Annotated in this window: 15 protein-coding genes and 1 pseudogene; 9 read left to right on the forward strand and 7 right to left on the reverse strand. The window is 70.3% G+C overall.

The window, feature by feature from the left end; genetic code table 11:
* Window positions 1-34: 34 nt before the first annotated feature.
* The gene (gene disA / locus ABD198_RS18295; RefSeq protein WP_344002696.1) at window positions 35-1159 is read left to right on the forward strand and encodes a DNA integrity scanning diadenylate cyclase DisA; all 1125 of its coding nucleotides are present in this window, start codon (window positions 35-37) and stop codon (window positions 1157-1159) included.
* Window positions 1160-1417: 258 nt separating this feature from the next.
* On the opposite strand, the gene ABD198_RS18300 is transcribed toward disA, so the two are convergent.
* Window positions 1418-2263: a hypothetical protein gene (locus tag ABD198_RS18300; RefSeq protein WP_344002819.1), complete on the reverse strand. Its 846-nt coding sequence runs from the start codon at window positions 2261-2263 to the stop codon at window positions 1418-1420.
* Window positions 2264-2905: 642 nt separating this feature from the next.
* Here ABD198_RS18300 and ABD198_RS18305 point away from each other — a divergent pair.
* The 5 genes from ABD198_RS18305 to cseC all read left to right on the forward strand — a co-directional run bounded on the left by ABD198_RS18305 (window position 2906) and on the right by cseC (window position 7451).
* The gene (locus tag ABD198_RS18305) at window positions 2906-3841 is read left to right on the forward strand and encodes an HhH-GPD family protein (protein WP_344002699.1); all 936 of its coding nucleotides are present in this window, start codon (window positions 2906-2908) and stop codon (window positions 3839-3841) included.
* Window positions 3842-4195: 354 nt separating this feature from the next.
* A complete protein-coding gene (locus ABD198_RS18310; RefSeq protein ID WP_167998589.1) occupies window positions 4196-4735 on the forward strand; it encodes a SigE family RNA polymerase sigma factor in 540 nt (179 codons plus the stop codon).
* Entirely contained in the window at window positions 4723-5379 is a 657-nt protein-coding gene (locus ABD198_RS18315) for a hypothetical protein (RefSeq protein WP_344002702.1), read from the forward strand. The genes ABD198_RS18310 and ABD198_RS18315 overlap by 13 nt, the downstream gene beginning before the upstream one ends.
* 9 nt (window positions 5380-5388) lie before the next feature.
* Window positions 5389-6087: a two-component system response regulator CseB gene (cseB, locus tag ABD198_RS18320; RefSeq protein WP_344002705.1), complete on the forward strand. Its 699-nt coding sequence runs from the start codon at window positions 5389-5391 to the stop codon at window positions 6085-6087.
* An 8-nt stretch (window positions 6088-6095) separates the two neighbouring features.
* A complete protein-coding gene (gene cseC / locus ABD198_RS18325; protein WP_344002708.1) occupies window positions 6096-7451 on the forward strand; it encodes a two-component system sensor histidine kinase CseC in 1356 nt (451 codons plus the stop codon).
* A 23-nt stretch (window positions 7452-7474) separates the two neighbouring features.
* Here the strand turns inward: cseC and ABD198_RS18330 are convergent.
* Both ABD198_RS18330 and ABD198_RS18335 read right to left on the reverse strand, forming a co-directional pair.
* Window positions 7475-7828, reverse strand: a pseudogene (locus ABD198_RS18330) (helix-turn-helix transcriptional regulator); the annotation flags it as partial.
* Between the two features lie 119 nt (window positions 7829-7947).
* Entirely contained in the window at window positions 7948-9534 is a 1587-nt protein-coding gene (locus ABD198_RS18335; protein ID WP_344002714.1) for an MDR family MFS transporter, read from the reverse strand.
* A 139-nt stretch (window positions 9535-9673) separates the two neighbouring features.
* Between ABD198_RS18335 and ABD198_RS18340 the strand changes: the two genes are divergently transcribed.
* A complete protein-coding gene (locus tag ABD198_RS18340; RefSeq protein WP_344002717.1) occupies window positions 9674-10270 on the forward strand; it encodes a TetR/AcrR family transcriptional regulator in 597 nt (198 codons plus the stop codon).
* A 28-nt stretch (window positions 10271-10298) separates the two neighbouring features.
* Here ABD198_RS18340 and ABD198_RS18345 read toward each other — a convergent pair whose 3' ends face one another.
* Window positions 10299-11009 carry a M23 family metallopeptidase gene (locus tag ABD198_RS18345; RefSeq protein ID WP_344002720.1) on the reverse strand — a complete coding sequence of 237 codons (711 nt, stop codon included), beginning with the start codon at window positions 11007-11009 and terminating at the stop codon, window positions 10299-10301.
* A gap of 438 nt (window positions 11010-11447) precedes the next feature.
* Between ABD198_RS18345 and ABD198_RS18350 the strand changes: the two genes are divergently transcribed.
* On the forward strand, window positions 11448-12143 hold the full coding sequence (locus tag ABD198_RS18350; RefSeq protein WP_344002723.1) for an HAD family acid phosphatase: 696 nt from the start codon (window positions 11448-11450) through the stop codon (window positions 12141-12143).
* 144 nt (window positions 12144-12287) lie between these two features.
* On the opposite strand, the gene ABD198_RS18355 is transcribed toward ABD198_RS18350, so the two are convergent.
* Window positions 12288-14813, reverse strand: coding sequence for an ATP-dependent Clp protease ATP-binding subunit (locus tag ABD198_RS18355; RefSeq protein WP_344002726.1), 2526 nt, complete (start codon window positions 14811-14813; stop codon window positions 12288-12290).
* 430 nt (window positions 14814-15243) lie between these two features.
* On the opposite strand from ABD198_RS18355, the gene ABD198_RS18360 reads away from it, so the two are divergent.
* Window positions 15244-15855: an SCO3374 family protein gene (locus tag ABD198_RS18360; protein WP_344002821.1), complete on the forward strand. Its 612-nt coding sequence runs from the start codon at window positions 15244-15246 to the stop codon at window positions 15853-15855.
* 31 nt (window positions 15856-15886) lie between these two features.
* On the opposite strand, the gene ABD198_RS18365 is transcribed toward ABD198_RS18360, so the two are convergent.
* Both ABD198_RS18365 and ABD198_RS18370 read right to left on the reverse strand, forming a co-directional pair.
* Window positions 15887-16219, reverse strand: a complete 333-nt coding sequence (locus ABD198_RS18365) for a histone-like nucleoid-structuring protein Lsr2 (RefSeq protein WP_344002729.1) — start codon at window positions 16217-16219, stop codon at window positions 15887-15889.
* A gap of 224 nt (window positions 16220-16443) precedes the next feature.
* A complete protein-coding gene (locus ABD198_RS18370; protein ID WP_344002732.1) occupies window positions 16444-16989 on the reverse strand; it encodes an amino-acid N-acetyltransferase in 546 nt (181 codons plus the stop codon).

Below are 16989 nucleotides of genomic sequence, written 5' to 3' on the forward strand. Positions count from 1 at the left end.
GGGGCGCCCCAGAACCTGCGACCGGAGGAGTGCAGTGGCAGCCAACGACCGGGCAGCAGCTCCCGGAAAGTCCGGCGGGAGTGCCGGTTCCGAGGGCCTGATGCGCGCCTCGCTGAGCGCCGTGGCACCCGGCACGGCGCTGCGTGACGGCCTGGAGCGGGTACTCCGCGGCAACACGGGCGGTCTGATCGTGCTCGGCTCCGACAAGACCGTCGAGGCGCTGTGCACGGGCGGTTTCGTCCTGGATGTCGAGTTCACCGCGACCCGGCTGCGCGAGCTGTGCAAGCTCGACGGCGGCATCGTGCTGTCCTCGGACCTGTCGAAGATCCTGCGGGCCGGCGTCCAGCTGGTCCCCGACCCCACCATCCCGACCGAGGAGACCGGCACCCGGCACCGCACCGCCGACCGGGTCTCCAAGCAGGTCGGCTTCCCGGTGGTCTCGGTCTCCCAGTCGATGCGCCTGATCGCCCTCTACGTCGACGGCCAGCGCCGTGTCCTGGAGGACTCCGCGGCGATCCTGTCCCGCGCCAACCAGGCGCTGGCCACCCTGGAGCGCTACAAGCTCCGCCTCGACGAGGTGGCCGGCACGCTGTCGGCGCTGGAGATCGAGGACCTGGTGACCGTCCGGGACGTCTCGGCGGTCGCCCAGCGCCTGGAGATGGTGCGCCGCATCGCCACCGAGATCGCCGAGTACGTGGTCGAGCTGGGCACCGACGGGCGGCTCCTCGCACTCCAGCTGGACGAGCTGATCGCCGGGGTCGAACCCGAGCGCGAACTGGTCGTGCGGGACTACGTCCCCGAGCCCACGGCGAAGCGCTCCCGCACGGTCGAGGAGGCGCTGAACGAGCTGGACGCGCTCACCCATGCGGAACTGCTCGAACTGCCGACGGTGGCGCGGGCGCTGGGGTACACGGGGTCGCCGGAGGCGCTGGACTCCGTGGTGTCCCCGCGGGGCTTCCGGCTGCTGGCCAAGGTCCCGCGTCTGCCGGGGGCGATCATCGACCGGCTGGTCGAACACTTCGGTGGCCTGCAGAAGCTGCTGGCTGCGAGCGTCGATGATCTTCAGACGGTCGACGGCGTCGGTGAGGCGCGTGCGCGCAGCGTCCGCGAGGGCCTGTCGCGCCTCGCGGAGAGCTCGATCCTGGAGCGCTACGTCTAGGGTGCGTGCGGTTTCCTACGCGGCTGCGGGCCGGTGGGGGCTGATCGCGCAGTTCCGCGCGCCCCTGGGTCAGCTGCAGTCACCCCGCTCCGCAGCTGCGGGCGGTCGCACCCACCTCGCTGCGGGCATTCGTGCCGCCTGGGGCGATGGGGTCCCCCCGCTCGAGCGAAGCCGAACGTGGGGGAGGGTGGGGGCAGCGGCACCCCTACAGCGGGGCTAGCGCCACCCACCCCCCGCCAGCACCCGCACCGGGTACCGCTAGTCCGCCTCCAGCACGAACGACGTCTGCACCTTCTTGAACCCGGGCGCCTTCGCCTCCACCAAGTAAGTCCCCGGCTTCGCCGATCCCCCCTTCGGCGTCGCACACTCCGGCTCACTCGGCTTCCGGTCCCACTTCACCGTGTAGGAGATCGCATCCCCCGCCGGCACCCGGAACACCAGATGCCCCGCCCCCTTGGGGCAGTCGTCCGACGCCCAGAACGCATCGTCGTCATCGTCGCCGGCCTGAGTGACCGTCAACACCGCACTCTCCGGCCCGAGATCGACCTTGCAGTCACTCCCCGACACATTCCGCGCGGTCAGCAGGAACGTCGGCTTCTCCCCCGGCGCATACGTGTTCCGGACACTCCGCAGGCTGAACCGCACCGCAGACGGCGTGCAGTTGGGCAGGCCGGCCCCCGACCCGGCCGGCAGCGCATCCCCCGCACCGACCCCGGCCGACGTACCCCCTTCGGAGCCGCCTCCGGCGCTCCCTCCGGCACCCGTGCCGTCGCCGGAGCCTCCCCCGGCTCCCCCGGTGTCACCGTTCGCCCCGTCGTCCCCCGACCCGGACGAACCCCCGGAGCCACCGCCCTCCGACTCGTCCCGCCCGCCCGGTGCCTGGCTGATCGCCGGCCCGGAACCGGACGGCCCCGGAGTGATGGACGGCGCGGGATTCTTGCCGTTGGCCCCGTTGTCACGGTTACCCCCGCCCGAGTCGCCCAGGTTGACGACGACCCAGGTGATCAGCAGCGCCAACAGCAGTAGCACAGACAGCAGTACGACCCTCCGTCGCCAGTAGATGGAGGAGGGAAGCGGCCCGACCGGATTGCGCAGAGATCCCACGGCGCAAACTGTACGAGAGATCAGCGCGTTGACTGGCCCCACCCGCCGCTGAGATCCGCAACTTTTCCAGATCATCATTCCGGAACTCGCCCTGCCGGCCCTGTCTTTGGTCGGGCCGCACACCTGACGATCGCAGGGTGTGACCGAACCGCCGCCGTGCCTACGGTCGGTGACCATGGACTTCGTGGACAGCGGCTCCACCGCGACATCACCGACTACGCGCACGGCACCCCGGACTGGGTGCGGCAGCGGCTGGGACAGGCACCGAGGCCGGGCTGCCGGTCTTCGTCGCCCTGTTCGTCCTCGCCTGGTGGCGGGCCCGCCGCGCCGGCCACCACGCCTTCGCGATCGCGGCCCTTGCACCCTTGGCCACGGCTGTGGCGTAGGTGTGCAGTGAGGCGCTGAAGGCCGTGGTCGCGCAGGAGCGAGTGCCGGCCCGGCGAGGGCCGCCCAGAGCAGCGCCGCCCGGCCGGGCGGGGCGGGGCGGAGACGTTCCATGCCGCCGACGCCACAAGCCGGCGGCGGCACGGCACTGCTGCCGATCGTCAGGTACCGGACACCGCCTCGGACGGGAAACCGCACCCATACGCACCGCCGCATGTACCCGACCGGCCCCCTTCGGCATGGCAGGATCGACGGGTCATGACTGCTCCCACGAAGCCCCCGTACGGCGGCACCGCCGATTCCGCGTCCGAGCGCGCTCTTGGCGAGCCGCTGCACTCCCCCGTGATCGAATGGTTCGACGAGCACGCCCGTGACCTGCCATGGCGGCGCCCGGAGGCCGGCGCGTGGGGGGTGATGGTCAGTGAGTTCATGTTGCAGCAGACCCCGGTGAACCGGGTCCTGCCCGTCTACGAGCAGTGGCTGGCCCGCTGGCCGCGCCCCGCCGACCTCGCGGCGGAGGCGCCCGGCGAGGCGGTGCGCGCCTGGGGCCGGCTCGGCTATCCGCGGCGCGCGCTGCGGCTGCACGGCGCGGCCGTCGCCATAGCGGAACGGCACGGCGGCGACGTGCCGTCCGACCACGCCCAGCTGCTTGCGCTGCCCGGCATCGGCGAGTACACGGCGGCCGCCGTGGCGTCGTTCGCCTACGGGCAGCGGCACCCGGTGCTGGACACCAATGTGCGGCGGGTGTTCGCCCGTGCGGTCACCGGGGTGCAGTACCCCCCGAACGCCACCACCGCCGCCGAACGCCGGCTGGCCCGGGCGCTGCTGCCCGAGGACGAGGCGACCGCCGCGCGGTGGGCCGCCGCCTCCATGGAGCTGGGCGCGCTGGTGTGCACGGCGAAGAACGAGGCCTGCCACCGCTGCCCGATCGCCACGCAGTGCGCCTGGCGGCTGGCGGGCAAGCCGGCGCACGAGGGTCCGCCGCGCCGGGGCCAGACCTACGCCGGGACGGACCGTCAGGTGCGGGGCCGGCTGCTGGCGGTGCTGCGGGAGGCGCACGGCCCGGTGCCGCAGTCGGCGCTGGACCGGGTGTGGCACGAGCCGGTGCAGCGGGCCCGCGCCCTGGACGGTCTGGTCGCGGACGGTCTGGTGGAGCCGCTGCCGGGCGGCCTGTACCGGCTGCCCGTCGCCTGACACGCCGGCAGTGCCCGCCTGACGCACGGGCAGCGCCGCCTGCCGCACCGGTAGGGCCGCCTGCCGCACCGGCAGTGCACTGTCACCTCGGGCGTCACTCCCGGCACGGAATCAAACGCCCGAATCACCCATAACAGCACCAATCGAAGCGCCGATTTACCCGCTTCCTCCTTCCGTTACACAACCGACGGACAGCCGAGGGCTGCCCGCAGGCTGTCTCGCACAGGCCCGTGACAACCCCTCCGTAGCTTCATTTGCGCGCCCCGCCGAGGGGCGCGCAGACCACGGAAACACAGGCAGTGCACCGGCCCGTACGGGGCGGGCCGGAAAACGGGGAGCAGGAGGCGGTTCACGATGGCGCAGGGCGAGGTGCTCGAGTTCGAGGAGTACGTCCGCACGCGGCAGGACGCGCTGCTGCGCAGCGCCCGCCGCCTGGTCCCGGACCCGGTGGACGCGCAGGACCTGCTGCAGACGGCGCTGGCCCGCACCTACGGCCGCTGGGAGACCATAGAGGACAAGCGCCTCGCCGACGCCTACCTGCGCCGCGTCATGATCAACACGCGGACCGAGTGGTGGCGGGCCCGCAAGCTGGAGGAGGTGCCGACCGAGCAGCTCCCGGACGCCAGCGTGGACGACGCCACCGAGCAGCACGCCGACCGCGCCCTGCTCATGGACGTACTGAAGGTGCTCGCCCCGAAGCAGCGCAGTGTCGTGGTGCTGCGACACTGGGAGCAGATGTCCACGGAGGAGACGGCCGCCGCACTCGGCATGTCGGCCGGAACGGTCAAGAGCACGCTGCACCGGGCGCTCGCCCGGCTCCGCGAGGAGCTGGAGGCGCGCGAGTCGGACGCACGCGCGCTGGAGCGTGAGGAGCGGGAGCGTTGCGCGGCCTGACCGGCGCGGGGTCCCAGCGGGCCCGGGAGACCGCACAGGCGGCGGGTACGGCGACGGCCGTGCTCGCCGCCCTCGGGCTTTTCGCCGCGGGCTGCGGCACCGGCGGCACCGGCACCCGGGACGAGGGCCCGGCGCGCGCCGAGGCGGACGCGGTGCCGAGCGCCAGCGCCGCGGCCGACGCCGGCGACGGCACCCCCGACCGGGTGGACCCGGTCCGGCTGATCAAGAACGACCCGGCGGTCTCGGCGGAGGTCAAGCGGGACCTCAAGCCGTGCGTCGCCGACGAGTACCCGGTCGACGTCTCCTACGGCAATCTGACCGGCGGTTCCGCCGACGACGTCGTGATCAACGTGCTGACCTGCGGGGACGCCGTGGGGGTCGGCTCGTATGTGTATCGCCTCGAGGGCGGCAGGTACCGCAATGTGTTCACGGCCGAGGAGCCTCCGGTGTACGCGGAGATCGACCGGGGGGACCTGGTGGTGACCAAGCAGGTGTACGACCCGGGCGACCCGGTGTCGAGCCCGTCCGGGGAGAACGTGATCACCTACCGCTGGGCCTCGGGACGCTTCACCGAGGAGTACCGCACGCACAACGACTACGGCAAGGTGGCCGGCCAGGAGCCGACCCCGGTGCCCGAAGGCTGAGACTGACCCATGGCAGACCAGACCCATGTGCTGTTCGTCGAGGACGACGACGTCATCCGCGAGGCCACCCAGCTCGCCCTGGAGCGGGACGGCTTCGCCGTCACCGCGATGCCCGACGGGCTGTCGGGGCTGGAGGCGTTCCGGGCGAACCAGCCGGACATCGCGCTGCTCGACGTGATGGTCCCCGGCCTGGACGGCGTGAGCCTGTGCCGGCGCATCCGCGACGAGTCGATGGTCCCGGTGATCATGCTGTCGGCCCGCGCCGACTCCATCGATGTCGTCCTCGGTCTGGAGGCGGGCGCCGACGACTATGTGACCAAGCCGTTCGACGGTGCCGTGCTGGTGGCCCGGATCCGGGCGGTGCTGCGGCGCTTCGAGCGGGCCGGCGGCGGCCGCGAGGCGCGGGACGCCGCGGACGACGGCGGGGTGCTGGCCTTCGGGGAGCTGGAGATCGACACCGAGGGCATGGAGGTGCGCCGGGCCGGGGAGCCGGTGGCGCTGACCCCGACCGAGATGCGGCTGCTGCTGGAGTTCTCCTCCGCGCCGGGCACCGTGCTCTCCCGCGACAAGCTGCTGGAACGGGTGTGGGAGTACGGCTGGGGCGGCGACACCCGGGTCGTCGATGTGCATGTGCAACGGCTGCGGACGAAGATCGGCCAGGACCGCATCGAGACGGTGCGGGGCTTCGGTTACAAGCTGAAGGCCTGAGCGGACGGATGCGGGGGCGACGTCGGGGGCGGCTGTGCCGCCTGGTGGCCGCGGGTGTGGAGCGACTGGGTCTCGGGGCCGGGCTGCGCTGGAAGCTGAGCGCGGCCATCGCGCTGGTCGGCACCCTGGTGGCGGTCGTGCTGAGCCTGGTCGTGCACAACGCGGCCCGGGTCTCGATGCTGGACAACGCCCGGGATCTGGCCGACGAGCGGATCATGGTCGCGCAGCGCAACTACGAGCTGTCCGGGCGGCTGAACTTCCCCAACACCAAGATCAACGACCCGGAGCTGCCGGACGAGCTGCGGGAGAAGGTCGAGGCGGGGCGCCGGGCCACCTATGTGGCCGACCGGCCGGGCGGCACGCCGGACATATGGGCGGCCGTGCCGCTGAAGAACGGCCAGGTGATGTCGCTGCACTCGGGCTTCACCGACCGCAGCTCCGACATCCTCAAGGACCTCGACCAGGCCCTGCTGATCGGCTCCATCGCGGTCGTCCTCGGCGGCAGCGCGCTCGGGGTGCTGATCGGCGGGCATCTGTCGCGCCGGCTGCGCAAGGCGGCGGCCGCCGCGGGCCGGGTCGCCAAGGGCGAGACGGATGTGCGGGTGCGCGAGGCCATCGGCGGAGTCGTGCGCGACGAGACCGACGACCTGGCCAGCGCGGTGGACGCCATGGCGGAGGCGCTGCAGCAGCGGCTGGAGGCCGAGCGCCGGGTCACCGCCGACATCGCGCACGAGCTGCGCACCCCGGTGACCGGACTGCTCACGGCCGCGGAACTGCTGCCGCCGGGCCGGCCGACCGAGCTGGTGCTGGACCGGGCCAAGGCGATGCGCACCCTGGTCGAGGACGTGCTGGAGGTGGCCCGGCTGGACGGCGCCTCGGAGCGGGCGGAGCTGCAGGACATCCTGCTCGGTGAGTTCGTCACCCGGCGGGTGGCGGCGCGGGAACCCGGTGTCACCGTGCACGTGGTGCACGAGTCGGAGGTCACCACCGATCCGCGGCGCCTGGAGCGCGTGCTGTTCAATCTGCTCTCCAACGCCGCCCGGCACGGCAGACCGCCCATCGAGGTCACCGTCGAGGGCCGGGTGATCCGGGTCCGCGACCACGGCCCCGGATTCCCGGAGGACCTGCTGGCCGAGGGCCCGAGCCGCTTCCGCACCGGCAGCAAGGACCGGGCGGGCCGGGGTCACGGCCTGGGCCTGACCATCGCGGCCGGGCAGGCCCGGGTGCTGGGCGCCCGGCTGACCTTCCGCAACGTCCGCCCGGCCGGGGCGCCGGAGGGCGTACCGGCCGAGGGCGCGGTCGCCGTGCTGTGGCTGCCGGAGCACGCGCCCACGGACACGGGCAGCTACCCGATGCTGATGTGAGCCCGCCTGGTGATGTGAGCCCGCCCGGGGATGAGGGCGGCGCCGCGGCCGACGTGCCGGGCGCGGTACTCGGTGGGGGTCAGTCCGGTGCGGGCCTTGAAGCGGGCGGAGAACGTGCCGAAGCTGCTGAAGCCGACCAGATGGCAGATCTCCGTGACGCTGAGACCGGCGACGCGCAGATACTCCTCGGCGCGCTCGATGCGGCGTTGCGTCAGGTACTGGCCGGGGGTCTCGCCGTAGGTCTCCTTGAAGGCGCGCAGGAAGTGGTAGCGGGAGTACCCGGCGTGTGCGGCGACGGCGTCCAGGTCGAGGTCCGGGTCGGCCCGGTCCCGGTCCATCGCGTCCTTGGCCGGCCTCAGCTGCCGCTCCTTGTCCATGGCACCGATGGTGGCACGGGGGTCCGACACCGGCCCCGCGCCGCGAGGAGGCCCCCGCACGTGACGAGCCCCCGGCGGGCAGGGCCGAGGGCTCTTCGCGCGGAAGGGGGGGCGGGCGGTCAGACGGCCTCGCCCACGGAGGCCGGCGCGGGGGCGTCCCCGGGCCGCGCGTCCTTCGGGCCCGCGCCCTTCAGCGGGACCTCCTTGACGAACACGGCCGCCACCAGCGAGATCACCGCGACGAAGGAGCCGAGCAGGAACGCCCCGTGGGTGCCGGAGGACACGGCGTGCTGGTAGGCCTCGCGGGCCGCCTCCGGCAGCTTGGCCAGGCTCGCCGCGTCCAGCTGGGCGGAGTGCTCGGTGATCCGGGAGCTCAGCGCCCCGGCCCGCTCGCCCATGACGTCCTGGACCCGGCTGTTGAACAGCGCGCCCATCACCGCGACACCGAAGGAGGAGCCGAGGGTGCGGAAGAGGGTCGCGGACGAGGAGGCCACGCCCATGTCCTTCATCTCCACGCTGTTCTGCGCGATCAGCATGGTGATCTGCATCAGGCAGCCCATGCCGAAGCCTACGACGGCCATGAAGATCCCTGAGGTGAGCCGGGAGGTGCCGGTGTCCATGGTGGACAGCAGATACAGGCCGGTGATCACCAGGGCGCTGCCGGCCACCGGGAAGATCTTGTAGCGGCCGGTGCTGGTGGTCACCCGGCCCGCGACCATCGAGGTGACCAGCATCGCGCCGAGCATCGGCAGGAGCAGCAGGCCCGAGTTGGTGGCGGAGGCGCCCTGCACGGCCTGCTGGTAGAGCGGCAGGAACAGCGTCGCGCCGAACATCACGAAGCCGGTGATGAAGCCGATGATGGACATCAGGGTGTAGTTGCGGCTGCGGAAGATGTGCAGCGGCAGCACCGGTTCGGCGGCCCGGGCCTGCCAGTACACGAAGCCGATCAGCGCCGCCACACCGATGGCGCACAGTTCCATGATCCGCGCGGAGGTCCAGGCGTACTCGGTGCCGCCCCAGGTGGTGACCAGGACGATCGCGGTGATGCCGACGGTCAGCAGCACGACGCCGAGGTAGTCGATGCCGGCCTCGGACCGCTTCTTCGGCAGGTGCAGCACGGTGGCGACGGCGGCCAGCGCGATCGCGCCGAGCGGCAGGTTGATGTAGAAGGCCCAGCGCCAGCCCCAGTTGTCGGTGATGGTGCCGCCGACCAGCGGGCCGCCGATCATGGCCAGCGCCATCACGGCCGCCATCATGCCCTGGTACTTGCCGCGCTCACGGGGCGGGATCAGGTCGCCGATGATGGCCATGACGCCCACCATCAGACCGCCGGCGCCCAGGCCCTGGATCGCGCGGAAGCCGATCAGCTCGCCCATGTTCTGGGCCATGCCGCTGAGCGCCGAGCCGATCAGGAAGATCACGATGGAGGCCAGGAACGAGCCCTTGCGCCCGTACATGTCGCCGATCTTGCCCCAGACCGGGGTGGAGGCCGCGGTGGCGAGGGTGTAGGCGGTGACCACCCAGGAGAGGTGCTCCAGGCCGCCCAGCTCGCCCACGATCGTCGGCATCGCGGTGCCGATGATCATGTTGTCCAGCATTGCGAGCATCATCGCGATCATCAGCGCGAGCAGGACCACCCGCACACTCCGCGGCTGTTTGCCGCCACCCTGCTGCCCGGCGATGCCCGCCGCCGATGCATCCGTCATCGTCTACCCGCTCCCCCAGTCGTACCTGAGCCGCGCAGCCCTACTTACTTGCCGCCCGGCTAGTTCACTACACTGGAAGCTAAACCCCGAACTAGCCGGGCGTCAAGTAAGTTTTTGGGAGCGCAGGTCGCGTAGGAAGATGGGCGGCACCATGGACGGCACCAAGCAGCGGCGCCGCGGGGACACCCGCCAGCGCATCCAGGACGTGGCGCTCGAACTCTTCGCCGAGCAGGGCTACGAGAAGACCTCCCTGCGCGAGATCGCCGAGCGCCTCGGAGTCACCAAGGCCGCCCTGTACTACCACTTCAAGACCAAGGAAGAGATCCTCGTCAGCATCTTCGAGGACCTCACCCGGCCCGTGGAGGAGCTGGTCGAGTGGGCACGGCAGCAGCCGCGCACCCTGGAGACCAAGCACGAGATCCTGCGCCGCTACAGCGAGGCGCTGAGCGCCGCCGCCCCCCTGTTCCGCTTCATGCAGGAGAACCAGGCCACGATCCGTGAGCTGAGCATCGGCGACATGTTCAAGAACCGCCTGATGGGCCTGCGGGACATACTCCTCGACCCGGAGGCCGAGCTGGTCGACCAGGTGCGCAGCGTCAGCGCCCTGTTCACCCTGCACGCCGGGATGCACGTCCTGCAGGACGTCGAAGGCGACCCCGACGACAAGCGCAAGGCCGTCCTCGAGGTCGCCACCGATCTGATCACCCAGGCGCACCGGGGTGCGCGGGGTTCTTAGGGAGTTGCTCTCCGGCTGACCGCGCCGGTCAGACACCCTTGGCGCGCAGGAACTTCATCGGGTCGATCGCGGAGCCGTAGTTCGGGGTCTTGCGGATCTCGAAGTGCAGGTGCGGACCGCTGGAGTTGCCGGTGTTGCCGGACAGCGCGATCTTCTGGCCGGTCTTGACGACCTGGCCGACCTTCACGTTCACCGAGGACAGGTGGGCGTACTGGGAGTATGTGCCGTTGCCGTGCTTGATGACGATGGCGTTGCCGTACGCGGGACCGTCACCGGCGCCGTTCGGGCCGGCCTTGACGACGGTGCCGCCGTGGGTGGCGTTCACCGGGGTGCCGGTCGGGACGGCGAAGTCCTGACCGCTGTGCTTGCTGGCCCACATGCCGCCGTTCTGGGCGAAGCTCGCGGACAGCTTGTAGTTCTTCACCGGGCTGACCCAGGAAGCGGCCTTCTTCTTGGCGGCGGCCTCGGCCGCCTTCTTGGCCTGGGCGGCCTTCGCGGCCGCGGCCTTCTTGGCAGCGGCCGCCTTCTCGGCCTTCACCGCCTGGGCCTGCGCGGCCTTGGCCTGAGCGGCCGCCTGCGCCTGGACGGCGGTGGCGGCACCGGAAGCGGCCGTGGTGTCGGCGGCTGCCGCGATCCCGGCACCCATCGCGACCGAGCCCGCCAGGCCGGCGGCCAGCACGGCCGCGCGAGTGCGGTTCAGGGACGGACGGAAGGTACGGGACGTGACGCGCTCGAACATCGAAACCTCATGGGGAAGGGGACAGAGGAAAACCACCCGACGCACAGGACCGCGTCTCGGTGGCTGTTCATTGGTAGCCCTTTCGCCCACAACACGGCAAAGGTGTGATCTACGACGGAACCTCGTAGATCTGGGGTGAGATGCACGTCTCTTGACACAGCCCTCTTACGAGGCGAAACCCCCATTTCAGGCTGATCGATCAGAGCTTTGCGTTGAATGTCCGATTTTGATTCGGTAGCTGTACCACTATTCCGGCTAGTACCGGACATATCGCCTGTGGAGCATGTCACCGGAGGGCCTCTTTTAGGACCCCAGAAATGTGGCGCAAGCCTCTAGGCAGCTACCGCCGGGTAACTCTACGGTTCACCTCGCGTCACCCTCGCACACGAACATGCACACGACATGTTGGTAGCGCACGGACGTGAGAGGACACCCCCCATGAAGAGCCGACACACCTGGCTGAACCGCGTACCGGTCACCGCCGTCTCCGCGACCGCCTTAGTGGCCCTGGCCGCCCCCGCCGAGGCGTCCCCCGCCTCCGCCGCCCCGGCCTCCGCACCGGCCTCCGCCGCCTCCACGCAGCTCTTCCCGGCCCCGGCCGCCGCCGCTCCCGCCGCCGCCGCGTCGTCCACCGCCGCGGCCGTCGACTACGAGACCTGGCAGCGGGACTGCCAGGCGGTGATGGACAAGGCCCTGCCCTACCTCCAGGAGCGCATCGCCCAGGGCAAGCCCGGCGAGAAGCAGGCGATCGTCCTCGACATCGACAACACGGCCCTGGAGACCGACTTCGGCTTCAGCTTCCCGCAGCCGGCCAACAAGCCGGTCCGGAAGGTCGCCCAGTACGCCGAGGAGCGCGGCGTCGACCTGTTCTTCGTCACGGCCCGCCCGGACATCATCCACGCCCCCACCGCGTGGAACCTCGACCAGGCCGGCTACGAGTCCTCCGGGCTGTACGTGCGCGGCTTCCTCGACCTGTTCAAGGACGTCGCCGAGTACAAGACGGCCCAGCGCATCGACATCGAGCGCAAGGGCTACACGATCATCGCCAACATCGGCAACAGCGCCACCGACCTGTCGGGCGGCCACGCGGAGAAGACTTTCAAGCTGCCGGACTACGACGGACAGCTCTCCTGACGCCCTCAGGGCCGTGCTGACCGCCTCAGGGGCTGTCCTGACCGCCCTCAGGGCCGCAGGGACGCGCAGGCACCAGAAAAGGGGCTGCCCCGGACCGGGAAAGTCCGGGGCAGCCCCTTCGTCGCTCTCAGGCCGGCTGGAGCGTCACACGTCCTTGCTCAGGTTCGGACCCGTGCCGCCGGCGGCCTGCTCGATCGGCGGGACGTCGGGCAGGGCCGACTTCTCCTCGCCGCGGAAGGTGAACTTCTGGTTCTCACCCTCGCCCTCGGTGTCCACGACCACGATGTGACCGGGACGCAGCTCGCCGAAGAGGATCTTCTCCGACAGCGAGTCCTCGATCTCGCGCTGGATCGTGCGGCGCAGCGGCCGGGCGCCCAGCACCGGGTCGTAGCCCTTCTTGGCCAGCAGCTCCTTGGCGGACTGGGAGAGCTCGACGCCCATGTCCCGGTCCTTCAGGCGCTCGTCCACCTTGCCGATCATCAGGTCGACGATCCGCAGGATGTCGTCCTGGGTCAGCTGCGGGAAGACCACCACGTCGTCGACACGGTTGAGGAACTCGGGACGGAAGTGCTGCTTGAGCTCGTCCGAGACCTTGTTCTTCATCCGCTCGTAGTTGGTCTTCGTGTCGCCCGCGGCGGCGAAGCCCAGGTTGAAGCCCTTGGAGATGTCCCGGGTGCCGAGGTTGGTCGTCATGATGATGACCGTGTTCTTGAAGTCCACGACCCGGCCCTGGGAGTCGGTCAGGCGACCGTCCTCCAGGATCTGCAGCAGCGAGTTGAAGATGTCCGGGTGGGCCTTCTCCACCTCGTCGAACAGGACCACGGAGAACGGCTTGCGGCGGACCTTCTCGGTCAGCTGACCGCCCTCTTCGTAGCCCACGTAGCCGGGAGGCGAACCGAAGAGCCGCGAAACCGTGTGCTTCTCGCTGAACTCCGACATGTCGAGGGAGATCAGCGCGTCCTCGTCGCCGAAGAGGAACTCCGCGAGCGCCTTGGACAGCTCGGTCTTACCGACACCGGACGGGCCGGCGAAGATGAACGAGCCACCGGGACGCTTGGGGTCCTTCAGACCCGCACGGGTGCGGCGGATCGCCTTGGACAGCGCCTTGACGGCGTCGTCCTGGCCGATGACCCGCTTGTGCAGCTCGTCCTCCATGCGGAGCAGACGGCTGGACTCCTCCTCGGTGAGCTTGAAGACCGGGATGCCGGTGGCGGTCGCCAGGACCTCGGCGATCAGCTCGCCGTCGACCTCGGCGACGACGTCCATGTCGCCGGCCTTCCACTCCTTCTCCCGCTTCGCCTTGGCGGCCAGGAGCTGCTTCTCCTTGTCACGCAGGGAGGCGGCCTTCTCGAAGTCCTGCGAGTCGATCGCGGACTCCTTGTCCCGGCGGACCGCGGCGATCTTCTCGTCGAACTCGCGCAGGTCCGGCGGCGCGGTCATCCGGCGGATGCGCATCCTCGAGCCGGCCTCGTCGATCAGGTCGATCGCCTTGTCCGGCAGGAAGCGGTCCGAGATGTACCGGTCGGCCAGGGTGGCGGCCTGGACCAGCGCCTCGTCGGTGATGGAGACGCGGTGGTGCGCCTCGTACCGGTCGCGCAGGCCCTTGAGGATCTCGATGGTGTGCGGCAGGGACGGCTCGGCGACCTGGATCGGCTGGAAGCGGCGCTCCAGGGCCGCGTCCTTCTCCAGGTGCTTGCGGTACTCGTCCAGCGTCGTGGCACCGATGGTCTGCAGCTCACCACGGGCCAGCATCGGCTTGAGGATGCTCGCCGCGTCGATGGCGCCCTCGGCGGCACCCGCACCGACCAGCGTGTGCAGCTCGTCGATGAACAGGATGATGTCGCCGCGGGTGCGGATCTCCTTGAGCACCTTCTTCAGGCGCTCCTCGAAGTCACCGCGGTAGCGGGAACCGGCGACCAGGGCACCCAGGTCGAGGGTGTAGAGGTGCTTGTCCTTCAGGGTCTCGGGCACCTCGCCCTTGACGATGGCCTGGGCGAGGCCCTCCACGACGGCGGTCTTGCCGACGCCGGGCTCACCGATCAGCACCGGGTTGTTCTTGGTACGGCGGGACAGCACCTGCATGACCCGCTCGATCTCCTTCTCGCGCCCGATCACCGGGTCGAGCTTGGACTCACGAGCGGCCTGGGTGAGGTTCCGGCCGAACTGGTCGAGGACCAGGGACGTGGAAGGCGTGCCCTCCGCAGGACCGCCGGCGGTGGCGGTCTCCTTGCCCTGGTAACCGGAGAGCAGCTGGATCACCTGCTGCCGCACGCGGTTCAGATCAGCGCCCAGCTTGACCAGGACCTGGGCGGCGACGCCCTCGCCCTCGCGGATCAGGCCGAGCAGGATGTGCTCCGTGCCGATGTAGTTGTGGCCCAGCTGAAGGGCCTCGCGGAGCGACAGCTCCAGGACCTTCTTGGCACGGGGGGTGAAGGGGATGTGGCCGGACGGCGCCTGCTGGCCCTGGCCGATGATCTCCTCCACCTGCTGGCGGACCGCCTCGAGCGAAATCCCGAGGCTCTCAAGGGCCTTGGCGGCGACACCCTCACCCTCGTGGATCAGGCCCAGGAGGATGTGCTCGGTGCCGATGTAGTTGTGGTTGAGCATCCGGGCTTCTTCCTGAGCCAGGACGACAACCCGCCGCGCGCGGTCGGTGAACCTCTCGAACATCGTTAATCGCTCCTCAGAGCGGTCAGGCAGTGAGGGGAACTTCCCCTCCCTGTCCTTCCGCAGCTTAGTCCCGCAAGCGGGGACCGCTCATTCCAACTGCCGACACCGTCGATGGCCTCCTGACCCCGAACGCCGACATCTGCTCCAACCCGATGGTGCGAGACGATGTTCCCGCAGGCCAGGCAGTTACCCCCATCGCCAGTACGCCCATGGCGAACGTGAGACGTCCTGCCCTGCTTGTCGCCCCCTCCCACTAGGGATGTCTTACCCGCAGCTACAGAGAGTCCATGCCGAGTGCACGGGTTCCCTCCGCTACGGGCGAACAACCTTGCGCCGTTTACCGCCCCCGCACGCCCCCTCGTTCGACACTCTCCGCATACGTGTATGAACACAGCGTAACCCTGGCCCGCTTGTGGCAGTTGCACTTGGCATGGCCCCCACCGTCCCGCCGCCGCGCCAGCCGTTCGATTCGGCCTCGGCGGGCGCGGAGAGCACGCCCCTGGAAGGGGTCCGGCACTGGTACGAGAACGTGCTGGGGTGGCCCACGGTGCCCGGGGATCCGGTGCGTCTGGTGGTGGGGGTGCGCTTCGACGTCCTCGACGTGCCGGCCGAGGCGGGGTACGCGGCGCTGTGCCGCCTGGCCCCGGCGGGGTGCGCCTTCCCGGTGGCCGTGCAGGGCGACCGGATGCGTCTGCTGGTGGCCGCGGGCGGCGCGGAGGAGCTGCCGGGACTGCTGGAGTGGCTGGAGTGGGGAGACGTCCGCCTCGACCTGGTGGGGATGGGCGCGGGGTGCCTGATGGAGGCGCCGGCGCCCCTGCCCGCGCCGGCTCGGGGACATGCCCGCTCGCGAGGGGCCGCCGTATGGCTGCGGCCCCCCGAGCCGGGGTGCGAGGGCACGGCCTCGCTGCCGACGCTGTCGGCGATGGGGGGCCGCGCGGGCGCCCTCGATCTCACGCGAGTGGTGAGCGCGGTGGCCACGCAGTGCCACCGGGTCCGGCTGCGGCGCGGGTGCGCCCAGGCGGCGGTCGTACCGGCCCTGTGACGGGCCGCTTCGGGGCCGGCCGGACCGGCCCTCAGCCGTTGGCCTTCTCGTAGGCCTCGCGAATGGACGCGGGGACGCGACCGCGGTCGTTCACCTCGTAGCCGTTCTCCTTTGCCCAGGCGCGGATGGCCGCGGTGTCCTGGCTGCCGGACGACGCGGAACGCGACTTCCGTCCGCCCGAGGCGCGGCCTCCGGTACGACGACCGTTCTTCACGTAAGGCTCGAGAAGGCTGCGGAGCTTGTCCGCATTAGCGGTGGTGAGATCGATCTCGTACGTCTTGCCGTCCAGTGCGAACGTCACGGTCTCGTCCGCCTCGCCGCCGTCGAGGTCGTCGACAAGAAGGACCTGAACCTTCTGTGCCACCGGATTTCCTTTCATCGATATCTACGGGACCAGGGAGTGCCGGCGTCCGCCGTATCGCCGGCCCCTGTTATATGCAGTACTGCAGTACGTCGGAAAGCAAACCGCTTTTGCCGTAAAAACACAAACCCCCGGCAGAGTCCGGCCCGCCGGGCCCGGCCCGGAAACATGCGCGTTTCGGACATAGGGCACCGCGTCAAGGGGGCCGGGGGCGGATTCCGCGACGATCACAGATGCAGAAGCATCCGGCTGTTGCCCAGGGTGTTCGGTTTCACTCGTTCGAGACCGAGGAACTCCGCGACACCCTCGTCATAGGAACGCAGCAGCTCGGCGTAGACCTCGGTGTCGACGGGTGTCTCGCCGATCTCCACGAAGCCGTGCTTGCCGAAGAACTCCACTTCGAAGGTGAGACAGAATACGCGGCGAACACCGAGCCAGCGGGCGGTCTGCAGCAACTTCTCCAGCAGGCGGTGTCCGACACCGGCGCCCTTCAGGCCGGGCTGCACCGCCAGGGTGCGGACTTCCGCGAGGTCTTCCCACATCACGTGCAGGGCGCCGCACCCGACGACCTCGGCGTTGTCGTCCCGTTCCGCGACCCAGAACTCCTGGATGTCCTCGTAAAGGGTGACCGTCGCTTTGTCGAGGAGGATGCCGTCGCGGACGTAGATGTCGAGGAGCCGGCGTACCGCCGGGACATCGCTGGTGCGGGCTCGTCGGACGGTGAGGGCATTTGCGGTGACTTCGGGGGTGTCTGCTGAGCTGTCTGCTGACAT

Origin of the sequence: Streptomyces thermocarboxydovorans (assembly GCF_039524635.1) — a bacterium.
Taxonomy (GTDB): Bacteria; Actinomycetota; Actinomycetes; order Streptomycetales; family Streptomycetaceae; genus Streptomyces; species Streptomyces thermocarboxydovorans.

Excerpts from the sequence above, each read along its gene's own strand:
- ABD198_RS18355 (WP_344002726.1), bottom strand. The coding sequence starts at position 14,813 with ATGTTCGAGAGGTTCACCGACCGCGCGCGGCGGGTTGTCGTCCTGGCT.
- ABD198_RS18370 (WP_344002732.1), bottom strand. The coding sequence starts at position 16,989 with ATGTCAGCAGACAGCTCAGCAGACACCCCCGAAGTCACCGCAAATGCC.
- ABD198_RS18335 (WP_344002714.1), bottom strand. The coding sequence starts at position 9,534 with ATGACGGATGCATCGGCGGCGGGCATCGCCGGGCAGCAGGGTGGCGGC.
- cseC (WP_344002708.1), top strand. The coding sequence starts at position 6,096 with ATGCGGGGGCGACGTCGGGGGCGGCTGTGCCGCCTGGTGGCCGCGGGT.
- ABD198_RS18305 (WP_344002699.1), top strand. The coding sequence starts at position 2,906 with ATGACTGCTCCCACGAAGCCCCCGTACGGCGGCACCGCCGATTCCGCG.
- ABD198_RS18310 (WP_167998589.1), top strand. The coding sequence starts at position 4,196 with ATGGCGCAGGGCGAGGTGCTCGAGTTCGAGGAGTACGTCCGCACGCGG.
- ABD198_RS18350 (WP_344002723.1), top strand. The coding sequence starts at position 11,448 with ATGAAGAGCCGACACACCTGGCTGAACCGCGTACCGGTCACCGCCGTC.
- ABD198_RS18340 (WP_344002717.1), top strand. The coding sequence starts at position 9,674 with ATGGGCGGCACCATGGACGGCACCAAGCAGCGGCGCCGCGGGGACACC.
- ABD198_RS18345 (WP_344002720.1), bottom strand. The coding sequence starts at position 11,009 with ATGTTCGAGCGCGTCACGTCCCGTACCTTCCGTCCGTCCCTGAACCGC.
- ABD198_RS18360 (WP_344002821.1), top strand. The coding sequence starts at position 15,244 with ATGGCCCCCACCGTCCCGCCGCCGCGCCAGCCGTTCGATTCGGCCTCG.
- cseB (WP_344002705.1), top strand. The coding sequence starts at position 5,389 with ATGGCAGACCAGACCCATGTGCTGTTCGTCGAGGACGACGACGTCATC.